Raw genomic sequence first — 13363 nt, forward strand, 5'->3', positions numbered from 1 at the left:
CAGGCGGAGAAAGCGGCGATAATCCCCGTGGAACCTTCCGCTTCGCCATTGCGTATTAACCCAATCGCGACATTATGACTGGACGGAGCGCCCAAAGGGCCGCAGGTCTTGCCCTTGTAACGCCCCAATGCCGGACATACATTCGGCCTTACTGCTGGCTGCTGCATTTGGGCCGGCTTCTCCGGGACAGGATTGATGAACGGAAACTTCCGCAACTTCGCCATCTGGCTAGTCATACTCTTCATGCTGATGGGCCTGTTCCAGGTCTTCCAGTCGTCGACCCGCTCGATTTCGGTCTCCGACAAGAGCTACAGCCAGTTCGTCACTGATGTGGAAGCAGGGCGCGTGCAGTCCGTCACCATCACCAATAATGTGGTGTCGGGCGTGCTCAATGACGGTGCGCGCTTTGAAACCGTGCTGCCCGACGGCGCCGACGTGATCAACCGCCTCGAAGACAAGGGCGTGTCGATCACTGCCCGCGCCCCCGAATCGAGCCCGTTCTGGTCGATCCTGCTCTCCTCCTGGCTGCCCTTCATCGTCATCATCGGCGTGTGGTTCTTCTTCATACGGCAGATGCAGGGCGGCGGCCGTGGCGGCGCGATGGGCTTTGGCAAGTCGCGCGCCAAGCTCTTGACCGAAACCCACGGCAAGGTGACGTTCGAGGACGTGGCCGGCGTGGATGAAGCCAAGCAGGATCTCGAGGAAATCGTTGAATTCCTGCGCGATCCGGGCAAGTTCCAGCGCCTGGGTGGCCGTATCCCGCGCGGCGTGCTGCTGGTGGGCCCTCCGGGTACCGGTAAGACGCTGCTGGCCCGTTCGGTCGCTGGCGAAGCCAATGTGCCCTTCTTCACCATTTCGGGTTCTGACTTCGTTGAAATGTTCGTCGGTGTCGGCGCGTCCCGCGTTCGCGACATGTTCGAACAGGCCAAGAAGAATGCACCCTGCATCATCTTCATCGACGAAATCGATGCCGTCGGCCGCCAGCGTGGCGCCGGGCTTGGCGGCGGTAACGACGAACGCGAACAGACCCTCAACCAGTTGCTGGTCGAGATGGATGGCTTTGAAGCCAATGAAGGCATCATCCTGATCGCCGCCACCAACCGCCCTGATGTGCTGGACCCCGCTTTGCTGCGTCCGGGCCGTTTCGACCGCCAGGTCGTGGTGCCCAATCCCGACGTGTCGGGCCGCGAAAAGGTGCTCAAGGTGCACGTCCGCAAAGTGCCGCTGGCGCCCGATGTGGACCTGAAGGTTCTGGCCCGTGGAACCCCCGGTTTCTCGGGTGCTGACCTGATGAACCTGGTCAACGAGGCGGCGCTGATGGCGGCGCGGCGCAACAAGCGCTTCGTCACCCATGCCGAATTCGAAGACGCCAAGGACAAGATCATGATGGGCGCCGAACGCCGCACCATGGCCATGTCGGAAGACGAGAAGAAGCTGACCGCCTATCACGAGGCCGGCCACGCCATTATCGCGCTCAAGGTTGCGGGTATCGACCCCATCCACAAGGCGACGATCATTCCGCGCGGCCGCGCTTTGGGCATGGTGATGACCTTGCCCGAGAGCGACAGCTATTCGTTCTCCCGCGAAAAGGCCCTGGCTCGCCTCACCATGCTGTTCGGTGGCCGCGAGGCCGAGATCATCAAGTTCGGTCCGGAGAAGGTCACGTCTGGCGCCTCCGGCGATATCCAGATGGCAACGAGTCTCGCCCGCTCCATGGTCATGGAATGGGGCATGAGCGAAAAGCTCGGCCGCGTCCGCTACAAGTCGAGCGACCAGGAAGTGTTCCTGGGTCACTCGGTGACGCAGTCGACCAATATGAGCGACGATACTGCACGCATCATCGACCAGGAAGTGCGCAAGCTGATCGAGGATGGCGAGGCTTCGGCCAAGGAAATCCTGACCACTTACCACGACGAGTGGGAGGCGATCGCCCAGGCGCTGCTCGAATATGAGACGCTGACCGGCGATGAACTGCGGGCGCTGATGGAAGGCAAGCAGCCGGTTCGTCCGGATGACAATAGCCCCTCTACGCCCAAGGCGACGGGTGTGCCATCGGCCGGCAAGTCGGGCAAGAAGCGCCCCGATGCACCGCCCGAGACGGGTCTTGAGCCGCAGCCGGGCAGCTAGGTCAGGCAGAAAATTGGAAAGGTCGCCGCGGGGCGGCCTTTCTGCATTTAATCTTCACCGTTATTCCGTCGCAAAGCGCTCTTAACGGTTGAACGATAGAATTACCGCTCGATACGAGCGCGAGGGCAGATCATGGTCAGAAAGTATTTCGGCACGGACGGTATTCGCGGCCTCGCCAATGGCGCCAAACTGACTCCCGAACTGGCGATGAAGGTCGGCATGGCCGCCGGCACCATGTTCGTGCGCGGCGAGCATCGCAATCGCGTGGTGATCGGCAAGGATACCAGGCGCTCCGGCTATATGCTCGAAAGTGCGCTGGGCGCCGGCTTTACCGCCGTGGGCATGGATGTCTATTTCCTGGGGCCGATGCCCACACCCGCCGTCGCCATGCTGACCCGTTCGCTGCGCGCGGATTTGGGCGTCATGATCTCGGCCTCGCACAATCCTTATGACGATAACGGCATCAAGCTGTTCCGCCCTGATGGCTACAAGCTCAGTGACGAGCTGGAGCTGGAAATCGAGCGGCTGATCGATTCCAGCACCACGAGCCTTCTGGCGCATGGCATGAATATCGGCCGCGCCTATCGCGATGAGGAAGCCCGCACCCGTTACGTCGAATATGCCAAGCGCACCCTGCCGCGCAATATCGATCTGACCGGGCTGCGCGTCGTACTCGATTGCGCCAATGGCGCGGCCTACAAAGTCGCTCCCATGGCGCTGTGGGAACTGGGCGCAGAGGTCATCACCATCGGGGTTACGCCCGATGGCTACAATATCAATCACAAGGTTGGCTCCACCGCGCCTGAAGCGGTGGCGGCCAAGGTGCGCGAAATGCGTGCCGATATCGGCATTGCGCTGGATGGCGATGCCGACCGGGTCATCATCATCGATGAAAAGGGCAATGTGGTCGATGGCGACCAGTTCATGGCGGTGATCGCCCAAAGCTGGATGGAGCGCGAAATGCTGGTGGGCGGCGGGATCGTCGCGACCATCATGTCCAATCTGGGTCTCGAGCGCTATCTGCTCTCGCTGGGCCTGACGCTGGAGCGCACCCAAGTGGGCGATCGCTACGTACTCGAGGCCATGCGCGCCAAGGGCTTCAATGTGGGCGGCGAGCAATCGGGCCACATCATCCTGTCCGATTTCACCACGACGGGGGACGGCCTCGTCGCCGCGTTGCAATTGCTGGCCGTGCTCAAGCAGCAGGAGCGCTCTATCTCGGAAATCTGCGCGCGCTTCGAAAAAGTCCCGCAGCTGCTGCGCAGCGTCAAGTTCAAGTCGGGCAAGCCGCTGGAGCACAAGCAGGTCATCCAGGCCATCGCCGATGGCCAGGCCATGCTGGGCAAAGGGGGGCGCCTGGTCGTCCGCGCCTCGGGCACCGAGCCGGTGATCCGCGTCATGGGCGAGGCCGACGACGCCGCTCTGGTATCGACCGTTGTCGGGCAGGTAGAAGCCGCCATCCTGCAGGTCGCCTGACTTTGGAGCGGCCATTCGACAATTGTCGTCGCCTCGGCCTCTACTGCTGTTACGGTTAAAACTTTAGGTTAATCGGGTTTTAAGAAAGTTGTCCGATATTTGCCAACAATCGACTGATGTCGTGGCAACCTAAGGACGAATTTCATGAACAAGCTCATCGCTGCGGTCATGGTGGCTGGAGCCGCTGTTGTGGCTGCCCCGGCACTGGCCGCGGATATGCCTTACTATCCGCCGGTCATCGACGTTCCGGACGTGGATTACGGTGTCCAGGGCGCTTTCTACCTGCGCGGCAGCGCGGCAGGAAATGGGCTATGGGCCAAGGAAGTCAGTCATCCCAGTGGCATCCCGGACACGGTATTCGCCACCGACGATTGGGGCTTCGGCTACTCGGTCGGCGCGGGCGTCGGCTATGAAACCGGCACCGGCCTGCGCTTTGACGTGACCGCCGATTATCTCGCCAACGATGAGCTGTCGACCACCGTTTCCGGCTCGGCCAACATCGCCAATGGCCAGCACAAGCTGGAACTGCGCTCCACCATCCTGTTGGCTAACGCCTATTATGATTTCGGTCTGGGCGATGGCGGCTATGGCGCTGCCGGCGGCGCTTTCGGCTATGTCGGCGCGGGCGCCGGTGTGGCGTTCAACGATGTGATCAGCCACGGCCCGGGCCTGCCCGACACGCGTGGCCACAATACCAGCTTTGCCGCTGCCGGCATGGTCGGCGTCGGCTACGACTTCGGTCAGGTCGTTGCCGATATCGGCTACCGTGCGCTCTATATCAACTCCGTCGAGAATGATGAGCCGTTGCTGCCCTATAGCGTTGCCAATGTCTGGGCCCATGAAGTGCGCGGCACGCTACGCTACCGCTTCAACTAAGTGGTCCTTCGCATCGGCATAAGTTAAATCGGCGCCTTTGGGTGCCGATTTTTTGTCCTCTGCGCCAGAATCGCCCCTACCATGCGGCCAGCAGGAGGACGGCATGAAGGTTTTGGTGATCGGGGCGGCGGGGATGGTGGGCCGCAAGCTGACGGCGGCGCTGCCGGCGGCGGGGCAGGTGGGTGGTCAGGCGATCGAAAGCCTCATGCTGGCCGATATCGTCGTGCCGGAAAAGCCGGCTGCGTCTCTGCCGATCAGCACCATGGCCACCGATCTGTCCGAGCTGGGTAGCGCTGCTATCCTGCTCCAGGATCGGCCTGATCTGATCTTTCACCTGGCGGCCATCGTGTCGGGCGAGGCGGAGGCTGATTTTGAGAAAGGCTACCGCATCAATCTCGATGGCACGCGGTATCTGTTCGAAGCCATCCGGCTCAGTGGCCAGCCCTATCGCCCGCGCGTGGTGTTTACCTCCTCTATCGCGATTTTCGGCGAGCCGCTTCCGGCAGTGATCGGGGACGATCAGGACCATACACCGCTCACCAGCTACGGCACGCAGAAGGCGATTTGCGAACTGCTGCTGGCCGATTATTCCCGTCGTGGCTTTCTCGACGGGGTAGGCATTCGCCTGCCCACCATCGCCGTCCGGCCCGGCAAGCCCAACAAGGCGGCCTCCGGTTTTTTCTCGGGGATTATCCGGGAGCCACTGGCGGGCATGGAAGCGATCCTGCCGGTCGATGACAGTGTGCGCCATTGGTTTGCCAGCCCGCGGGCGGCGGTCGGTTTCCTGCTGCATGCGGCGCAGGTGGATACGGCGCCCCTGGGGCAGCGGCGCAATCTGACCATGCCGGGCCTGTCGGTGACCGTGGCCGACCAGATCGCGGCGCTGCAGCGCGTCGCCGGTTCGGCGGCAGCCCAATTGATCCGCCGCCAGCCTGACGAGGTCATTGCCAAAATCGTCGCCGGCTGGCCGCAGGCCTTTGATGCCCAACGTGCATTGGCGCTGGGCTTTCGCGCCGAGACCAGCTTTGACGAGATCATCCGCATTCACATCGAAGACGAGTTGCCGCCGGCTCAGCCCTGAATTGGCTGTATTTGCTGATTGACGGCTGACAATTGGAGTGAGAAAACGTTTGCTCAATGTGAGCAAACGTTTTCTCAAGCGGGTATAACGTGGCGGAGCCGGCCAAAACTATCGAGCGCACGCGAATTTATGACGTAGCCGCCGCCGCGGGCGTCAGCGTTGCGACAGCTTCCCGGGCGCTGAACGATACCGGCCGCATGACTGAGGAAACCCGCGAGCGGGTCAAGCAGGTCGCGGCCCAGCTCGGCTTCCGGCCCAATGCCATGGCGCGGGGTCTGCTCGGAAAGCGCAGCTTCACCATTGGCCTATTGACCAACGACACCTATGGCCGCTTCACGCTGCCCCTGATGGCCGGGGTTTCCGAAGCCCTGGTCGACCGGGGCGTTTCGGTCTTTCTCTGCACCATCGAGGATGATGCGGCGCTGGCCAAGGTGCATGTCGATGCGCTTTTGGACAAGCAGGTCGACGGCATCATCGCCTCGGGCCGCCGCGTCGATCGGCGCCTGCCGGTGGATCTGAGCAATCTGTCGGTGCCGGTCGTCTACGCCTTTACCGAGGGCCCGGACGATAGCGTGACCTTCATATCCGACGACGAACAGGGTTCGCGAGAGGCGGTGCAATGGCTGGTCAACCGGGGCTGCCGCCGCATCGTCCACATTACCGGACCGGAGAGTTTCGCCTCGGTGCAGGTGCGGGGGCAGGCCTATCGGGCCGTGGTCGGCGAACAGGCCGAAATCCATCATGGCCTATGGAGCGAAGCCTGGGGGCACGAGGCCGTGGCCCGGCTTTGGGACGGCGCAGGCACTCCGCCCGACGGCATCTTTTGCGGCAATGACCAGATTGCCCGCGGCGTGGTTGATGCCCTGCGTGAGCGGGACGTCACCGTGCCCGATGATGTTTCCGTCGTTGGTTTCGACAATTGGGAAATCGTCGCGGCGGCAACCCGGCCGCCCCTTACCAGCGTCGACATGAACCTGCGGGAGCTTGGCCGGGAGGCCGGGCTGACCGTTCTGGCGCTGGCCGAGGGCAAGGAGGTCGCGCCCGGAATCCGGCGCCTGCCCTGCCAATTGGTGCTGCGCCAGTCAGGTTGAGGCACCCCCCCCATGCAGGGGCCGTTGGCCGGCCCATCCATCGATCCAACTCATCGGAAAGTGCAAAATGTCTGCTATCCAAGATCGTCAATTCCGCCCGCTGCCCGTGCCCAGCGTCGACGTCTCCGGCTTCTGGGGCGATTGGCAGGATGCAGTGTGCGACCACACGGCCGCCACCCTACTGGACCGGTGCGTCGAAGCTCGCATGCTCGAACAGATCGATATCGGCGTGCCCAGTCCGGGCGTGGTCATCCCGTTCATCGGCTGGCTCGGTTCGGCGCAGATGTTCTGGGATAGCGACCTGGGCAAATCCATCGAGACCATCGCCTATTCGCTCTATCGCAAGCCCAATCCGGAGCTTGAAGCGCGGGCCGACGCCATTATCGATCTCTATGAGAAGCTGCAGGAGCCGGATGGCTATCTCAATTCCTTCTTCCAGCGCATCAAACCGGAATGGAAATGGACCAATCTGCGCGATTTCCATGAGCTCTATTGCGCCGGCCACATGATCGAGGGCGCCGTCGCCTATTACCAGGCGACCGGCAAGCGCAAATTCCTCGATATCATGTGCCGCATGGCCGACCATCTGGTGGCCCGCTTCGGCAAGGGGCCGGGCCAGGTCCCCGGCTATTGCGGTCACGAGGAAATCGAGCTGGCGCTGGTGCGGCTGGCTCGTGTCACCGGCGAGCAGAAATATATGGACCTGGCCAAATTCTTCATCGACGAGCGCGGCCAGTCGCCTAATTTCTTCATCGAGGAAGCCATTCGCGAGGGCCGCAACACCAAAAGCGCCCAACATGACACGCTGGGCTATAACCAGTCCCATCTGCCGGTGCGCGAGCAGAAAAAGGTGGTCGGCCACGCCGTGCGTGCCATGTATCTCTATTCGGGCATGGCCGATATCGCGACCGAATATAACGACGACAGCCTCACCGACGCGCTCGAAATCCTGTGGGACGATCTGACCGGCAAGCAGATGTATGTCACTGGCGGCATCGGCCCGGCGGCTTCCAATGAAGGCTTCACCGACTATTACGACCTGCCCAATGACACCGCCTATGCCGAGACCTGTGCCTCGGTGGGCCTGGTGTTCTGGGCCAATCGCATGCTGGGGCGCGGCCCCGACCGGCGCTATGCCGATATCATGGAACAGGCACTTTATAATGGCGCCATTGCCGGCCTGTCGCGCGACGGCAAGACGTTCTTTTATGAAAATCCGCTCGAAAGCACCGGCAAGCATCATCGCTGGACCTGGCATACCTGCCCCTGCTGCCCGCCCAATATCGCGCGGCTCGTCGCCTCGATCGGCTCCTATATGTATGGCGTGGCCAAGGACGAAGTGGCGGTGCATCTCTACGGCGAAAGCACAGCTCGCCTGGAACTGGGCAATGGCGCCAAGGTCACGCTGAGCCAGCAGACCCAATATCCCTGGGATGGCGCCATTGGCCTCACCATCGGTGTCGACCAGCCGGTGCAGTTTACCCTCTCGCTGCGCATTCCGGCCTGGGCCAAGGGCGCGACATTGGCCGTCAACGGGGAGAGCGTTGATCCCGGCGCCAGCGCCGAAAAGGGCTATGCGCGAATCGAGCGGCTGTGGAATCCCGGTGATGTTGTTGCACTGAACCTACCGTTGGTGCCGCGTGCGCTGCGGGCCAATGGCAAGGTGCGGCAGGATGCCGGCCGCGTTGCGGTGATGCGCGGCCCGCTGGTCTATTGCCTGGAAGGCACCGACAACCCGGTGGGGCTCAATTCGATCCTGCTGGGTGACGGCCTCGGCCGCTCGGAAACGGCGGTCATTCCCGATCTCAACCAGGCCATCGCCATCGATCTGCCAGTGCTGCGCGAAGTGATTGCCAGCGACGAGCTCTATACCGAGCAAACGCCCGACACGGTGGCTGATACCGCCCGATTGGTGCCCTACCATCTGTGGGACAATCGGGCGCCGGGCGACATGCTGGTCTGGTTGCGGGCGCAGCGCGGTTGAATCTGCATCGAGGCCGGCAGCGGAATGCTGCCGGCCGCAGGCGATGTCTAGCTGCGCGGCTGCAGCACGGCCAGCACCAGGGTCAGCGCCGACAGAATCGCAGCCAAGGTGAGGGGACCGGCAACCGACAGACCATCGACGATATAGCCGCCGACTACCGCACCCATGGCGATGGCAAGCTGGAAGCAGACCACCATGAGGCTTCCCGAGGCCTCCAGCGCATCCAGTGCAGCGCGCGACAGATTGGTCTGCAACACGATTGGCGCGGTGCCGAAGGCAAAGCCCCAAAGTGCGACGAAACCGAAAGCCGCGCCGGTATGGCTGCCCCAGAGCACAAGGGCCAGGGCGGCAATGCCCAGTGTCGTGCCGGTGGTGGCCAGGGCTGCGCGGATATTGGTATCGGCCATGCGGCCCCCGGCAATATTGCCGATGACGCTGGCGACGCCGTAGCCGAGCAGCGCCCAGGCGACGGCGGTGGCCGGCAATTGGGTCACCTGTTCGAGGAAGGGGCGCACATAGACAAAGCCGGCGAAATGGCCGGTGACCAGCAGCAGCACGGCGAGCATGCCCAGTTGGACACCCCGGCGGCCCATCAGGCGGAACACGTCTCCAAGACGTGTGCCTTCGCCGGCCGGCAGGCTGGGCAAGCTGACCAATTGCAGCAGCATGGCGATGGCGGCCGCGCCGGCCGTTGCAGCCATGGCCGTGCGCCAGCCGATCCAGTCACTGAGCAGGGCGCCGATGGACGGAGCGGCAATGGTGGCTAGCGATACCCCGACAAAGATGATGGACATGCCCCGGCCCAGCGAATTGACGCCGACCAGCCGGGCGACCACGGAAGCCGAAAGCGACCAGAAGCCACTCAGCGCAATGCCCAGCCCTGCCCGGCCCAGCAGCAGAAGCCAGAAATCGGTGGCCATGGCGGCCAGGATATTGGAGGCGATGGCCAGGGCACTGAGCCCGACCAGCACCGTCTTGCGGTTGAGCTTGCCGATGGCGGAATTGGCAAAGAGTGCCGCAACGGCGCCGACGCTGGCTGTGGCGGTGACCACCTGTCCGGCCGTGCCTTCGCTGATGCCCAGGTCGGCAGCCATGGGGGTCAACAGGCCCGCGGGCAGGAATTCGGCCGATACCAGCGCAAAGGTGGCGGCGGCCATGGAAACGACGGCCAGCCAGGTGCTGGTGCTCCAGCGGCTTGGCGCGGAGGCGTCGCCGTCCAGTGGAATAGTTGTGTCTGTCATAGAAGAGTCTCCAGAATTTGGAGGAACTTCATAGACGAGGCGATCCGGACGATATGTGTCCTAAAATCCGAATTCCATGTCCGTTTGTCTGGAAATCTCCCGCCGGACCGCGCCGGGCGAGGCGCCAGTGGTGCGCTTGAAGGCGCGGGCAAACGAGGCTTCCGATTCATAACCCAGCCGGATGGCGACTTCGGCAACCGTCAGGCCGCCTTGGCCAAGCCATTCCTGGCCCAGTTGCATGCGCCAGCGCGTCAGATAATGGGCGGCGCCTTCGCCCACCAGCGCACTGAAACGTTCGGCAAACACCGAGCGCGATTGCCCGGCGACAGCGGCCAGGCTCTCCACCGTCCAGCTGCGGCCGGGGTCGCGATGCATGGCGGCCAGCGCCCGGCCCACATGCACGTCGCGGATAGCCGCGAGCCAGCCGGTGGTGGACGAACTGGTGCAATCGACCCAGCAGCGGATCAGGCGGGCGGTGAGCAGGTCGGCCATGCGCGACAGAATGGTGGCCCCGCCCATACGCGGCTGGCCGGCTTCGGCCGTCATCGCCGCGAGCAGGGGCGCGACCAGCGGATCCTTGGCGGCGACATCGCAGCCGCGAATGACGGTGGGCATCAAATTGAGCAGCGGATGGATCGCACGGGCGCCCAGCGCCATCGAACCGCAAAACAGCGTGCTGGTTTCTCCGGTCCCCTCATGCAAAACCTCGCAGACATTGCCGCCAAAGGTCTTGACCTGGCAGGTCTTGATCGAGGTGCAGGGTACGTCGGGCGCGCTGGCGAGGCGATGCGCAATGCCCTGGGGCAGCAGCACGAGGTCGCCATCGCGCAACTCCTCCCAGCCATGCTCCTTGGTATGCAGCCAGCAAGGGCCCTTGCTGACGAAATGGAAGCGGAGCAGGGGCTGTTCGGAAAAGGTGATGCCCCAAGGATGGCGCAATTCACAGCGGCCATAATTGACCCCGCTGAGGCGGAAATCCTGCAGGACCTCGCTCAACGCGTCCATGGGGACACTGGGAGACAGACTTGGTGCGGACGGATGATCAAGCATGAAGGTAGATTAGGCATTGATCGTCCTGCGGAGCAAGGGTGAGTTTTTGAAGGCAGGTATGCGTTGGGATTGTCTGGTGCAGTAATATTTGCTTCACCCGCCGGGTCATTCCCGCGAAAGTGGGAATGACCCGGTGGCTTGGCTATTCCGCAGCTTGCGGGTGGGCGTCCGGGCAATCGGCATCGCCCGCCAGTGTCTTTTGGCCCAGCAGGATAGTGGCGAGAGCGAGCATGGCGGCGATGACCGAGACCCAGAAGCCGTTGGTGGGGCCGTAGGTATCGACCACCCAGCCGGTGACGAAGGCGCCCAGCGCCATGCCGATACCGATGCCGGTCACCACCCAGGTGATGCCCTCGGTGAGGATGGCGGCAGGAACGCGGCGCTCCACCAGCCCGAAGGCGGTGATGAAGGTGGGCGAGATGGCCACGCCGCTGGCAAAGATCGCCAAGGCCAGGAGCGGCACGGACTGCACGAAGAGCAATGGCACGGCGGTGATGGCCAGCACGGAGAGTGCGATGGCCAATTGCCGTTCCAGTGGCATTTTGAGGTTGAGGGCGCCGATGATCAACCCGACGACGAAGGAGCCCACGGCATAGACACCGATGACGAGGCTGGCCGCACCGGGCTGGCCCCACGCCTCGGTGATGGCAACGACACTGACTTCGGCGGTGGCGAAGATGGCGCCGACGAAAATCAGGGCCAGGGTGATGATCTGCACAGGTCGCTGCCAGATGGCGGAGGCGCCGGAGGTTTCGGCACTGCTGCGCGTTCTGGGCTGGGTGGAGCGTTGCACGATGAAGGCAAGACCGCCCAAGGCGAGCAACAGCGTGCTGACCACGAGGCCCGCTTCGGGGAACAGGGCGACGCTGAGCCCCACCGAGAGCGAGGCGCCGGCAATATAGACCAGTTCGTCGGCGGCAGATTCAAAGGCAAAGGCGGTGTTCAGTTCGGGCCGGTCGCGGAACAATTCGCTCCAGCGGGCGCGCAGCATGGCGGGAAAGCTGGGCATGACCGAGGCACCAAGCGCTGCGGCAAAGAGCGTCCAGGCCGGCCAGCCCTGGTTGGCGGCGAGGGTCAACACGGCAAAGGCGATGACCGCAATGATGGTGGTGGGCGCCAGCACCCGGGCCTGGCCGAGCCGGTCGACCACGCGCGAAATCTGAGGCGCGAGCAGGGCATTGGTCAGCGCGTAGGTCGCCGAGACGGCGCCGGCAAGCCAATATTCGCCATGGGTCTGGGACAGCATGGCGACAATGCCGATGGGCGCCATGGCGATGGGCATGCGGGCGAAAAAGCCGGCGCTGGCGAATGCCTTGGCCCCGCGGGCTTTGAATATCTCTGCATAGGGGTTCGACATTTGGAAACGTCCTCGACATTAATGAAGTGCCACAGCAGGTTTCACATACGTGGCGTATGACAATTAGGTAGTCGCATACGAAACCTATGTCAATTGACATTCGGCGCGTATGTGAATAGGTATGGCTATGACCCGCAGAACCCGCAGCGAGATGATCGTCGAAACCCGCGCCAAGTTGATTGCCGCGGGCCGGCAAGCCTTTGCCACGCTGGGCTATGCCGAGGCCTCGATGGATGATTTCACCGCGGCGGCGGGGTTGACGCGCGGGGCGCTCTATCACCATTTCGGTGACAAAAAGGGGCTGTTCGAGGCTGTCGTAAACCAGATCGACGGGGAAATGAACGAACGGCTGAAGGCGCGCGCCGCCGCAGCGCCAAGCCGGTGGGAGAGCTTTGTCGAGGAGGGGATCGGTTATATCGAAATGGCGCTGGAGCCCGAGATTGGGCGCATTCTGCTGCGCGATGGGCCCGCCGTGCTGGGCGATCCGGCGTCCTGGCCCAGCGCCAATGGCTGCATCATGACGATGAAGGCGAGCCTTGATGCCCTGCTGGCAGACGGGGTGATCCGCGACATCGATACCGAAGCGACCGCCCGCATGGTCACCGGCGCGTCATGCTACGCGGCGCAATGGATCGCCAATGCCGAGGACCCGGTGACGATCTCCAAACGCGCGACCGAGGCCTATCGCCAATTGATCGAGGGCTTGTTGCGGCCGTGAACTACGTGCCGCTATTGAGGAACAACACCCGCGTCAGTTGGGTATAATTGGCCTCAAGCGCCATCAGCGCCACGAAGACCAGGATGAGTACCGGCGGCACCAGGATGGCGTAGCTCAGCGCCAGGCGTTCCCAGCGCATATGCATGAAGATCGAGACGATCAGCCCGGCCTTGAGCAGCATCAGCGCGATGATCAGGCCCCAGCGCAGCAGGCCCTGGAACTGCAATATATCGACCATGTACGAGCCGACGCTGAGAATGAAGAGCCAGGTCCAGACCACCAGATAGAGCCGGATGGGATGTTGCTGGCTCTCGTCATGGCTCGGGGCGGGCGTTGCGGAGGCGGTCGCTGAATGACTCATT

At 63.0% G+C, this 13363-nt stretch carries 11 protein-coding genes; 7 read left to right on the forward strand and 4 right to left on the reverse strand.

Going from position 1 to position 13363, the window contains the following annotated elements; all coding sequences use genetic code 11:
- Positions 1 to 195 precede the first annotated feature (195 nt).
- From ftsH to FF80_RS12060, 6 genes are all read left to right on the forward strand, one after another.
- A complete protein-coding gene (ftsH, locus tag FF80_RS12035) occupies positions 196 to 2127 on the forward strand; it encodes an ATP-dependent zinc metalloprotease FtsH (RefSeq protein WP_035100691.1) in 1932 nt (643 codons plus the stop codon).
- Positions 2128 to 2259: 132 nt separating this feature from the next.
- Entirely contained in the window at positions 2260 to 3603 is a 1344-nt protein-coding gene (gene glmM / locus FF80_RS12040) for a phosphoglucosamine mutase (protein ID WP_035100693.1), read from the forward strand.
- Positions 3604 to 3747: 144 nt separating this feature from the next.
- On the forward strand, positions 3748 to 4479 hold the full coding sequence (locus tag FF80_RS12045; RefSeq protein WP_035100696.1) for an outer membrane beta-barrel protein: 732 nt from the start codon (positions 3748 to 3750) through the stop codon (positions 4477 to 4479).
- A gap of 103 nt (positions 4480 to 4582) precedes the next feature.
- Positions 4583 to 5560: a D-erythronate dehydrogenase gene (gene denD / locus FF80_RS12050; RefSeq protein WP_035100699.1), complete on the forward strand. Its 978-nt coding sequence runs from the start codon at positions 4583 to 4585 to the stop codon at positions 5558 to 5560.
- A gap of 89 nt (positions 5561 to 5649) precedes the next feature.
- Positions 5650 to 6651 carry a LacI family DNA-binding transcriptional regulator gene (locus FF80_RS12055; protein WP_052153457.1) on the forward strand — a complete coding sequence of 334 codons (1002 nt, stop codon included), beginning with the start codon at positions 5650 to 5652 and terminating at the stop codon, positions 6649 to 6651.
- Between the two features lie 67 nt (positions 6652 to 6718).
- Complete coding sequence (locus FF80_RS12060; protein ID WP_035100701.1) at positions 6719 to 8635, forward strand: beta-L-arabinofuranosidase domain-containing protein; 1917 nt, start codon at positions 6719 to 6721, stop codon at positions 8633 to 8635.
- A 47-nt stretch (positions 8636 to 8682) separates the two neighbouring features.
- Here the strand turns inward: FF80_RS12060 and FF80_RS12065 are convergent, their stop codons facing one another.
- From FF80_RS12065 to FF80_RS12075, 3 genes are all read right to left on the reverse strand, one after another.
- Positions 8683 to 9876: an MFS transporter gene (locus FF80_RS12065; protein ID WP_035100704.1), complete on the reverse strand. Its 1194-nt coding sequence runs from the start codon at positions 9874 to 9876 to the stop codon at positions 8683 to 8685.
- Positions 9877 to 9936: 60 nt separating this feature from the next.
- Positions 9937 to 10926: an AraC family transcriptional regulator gene (locus FF80_RS12070; RefSeq protein WP_035100707.1), complete on the reverse strand. Its 990-nt coding sequence runs from the start codon at positions 10924 to 10926 to the stop codon at positions 9937 to 9939.
- 142 nt (positions 10927 to 11068) lie between these two features.
- On the reverse strand, positions 11069 to 12283 hold the full coding sequence (locus FF80_RS12075; RefSeq protein WP_035100709.1) for an MFS transporter: 1215 nt from the start codon (positions 12281 to 12283) through the stop codon (positions 11069 to 11071).
- 127 nt (positions 12284 to 12410) lie between these two features.
- Between FF80_RS12075 and FF80_RS12080 the strand changes: the two genes are divergently transcribed.
- Positions 12411 to 13001, forward strand: coding sequence for a TetR/AcrR family transcriptional regulator (locus tag FF80_RS12080; protein ID WP_035100753.1), 591 nt, complete (start codon positions 12411 to 12413; stop codon positions 12999 to 13001).
- 1 nt (position 13002) lies between these two features.
- Here FF80_RS12080 and FF80_RS12085 read toward each other — a convergent pair whose 3' ends face one another.
- Entirely contained in the window at positions 13003 to 13362 is a 360-nt protein-coding gene (locus FF80_RS12085) for a cytochrome C oxidase subunit IV family protein (RefSeq protein WP_035100712.1), read from the reverse strand.
- Between the last annotated feature and the right edge of the window lies 1 nt (position 13363).

Source organism: Devosia sp. LC5 (assembly GCF_000735585.1).
Taxonomy (GTDB): Bacteria; Pseudomonadota; Alphaproteobacteria; order Rhizobiales; family Devosiaceae; genus Devosia.